Origin of the sequence: Sulfurovum zhangzhouensis, from assembly GCF_030347965.1 — a bacterium.
GTDB lineage: Bacteria > Campylobacterota > Campylobacteria > Campylobacterales > Sulfurovaceae > Sulfurovum > Sulfurovum zhangzhouensis.
This window is the reverse complement of the sequence record NZ_JAQIBD010000014.1, coordinates 1-574: the sequence shown is the minus strand read 5'-3', so window position 1 is coordinate 574 and position 574 is coordinate 1. Positions and strand designations below refer to the sequence as shown.

The following is a 574-nucleotide window of genomic DNA, read 5'->3' as shown; positions in this document are numbered from 1 at the left end:
AGGCTGTTTTTTCGCACCAGCGCTCCTCGTTTTTCAGGAGCGTATTTAGCACCACAATGAGCTTGCGCATGCAGGCGATGATGGCCACTTTGGGTAGCTTCCCCTGAGCCTTCAGATGTTCGTAGAAGCGCTTGAAAACCGGATTGCATTGGATCGATGAGAGCATCGCCATGAACATCACCGTGCGGATGCGGTGTCGGCCACCACGGATGCGTCGCTTGCCGTTATAGGAGCCACTTTCGCGGTTCATGGGCGCGACGCCGACCAGAGCAGCGATCTCTTTGCGGTTGAGTCTACCGAGTTCCGGCAGCTCGCTAAGTAAGGTGTAGGCGAGGACTTTTCCGACACCGGGAACGCTGGTCAGAATCTCGGTTTTAGTGCGCCAATGCTTGACCTGCATGACGGCTTCGTCGATCTGTTTGGTGATGCTGTCGATCTGGGTCTTCAGGGATTTCAGTAGGCTGTTGATCGAGCGGTGCAGTGCCTTGGGCAGGATCTGGAGACGGTTCTTTTCCATCGTCTGCATTTCCAACAACTGAGTGCGGCGAATCAGCAAGTCCTTGATTAAACGGGA

Annotated in this window: 1 protein-coding gene; it reads right to left on the bottom strand. The window is 54.7% G+C overall.

The features are described 5' to 3' along the window. Positions 1-574: transposase (locus PGH07_RS11415; RefSeq protein ID WP_289414627.1), on the bottom strand; the 574-nt coding region annotated here is incomplete at both ends.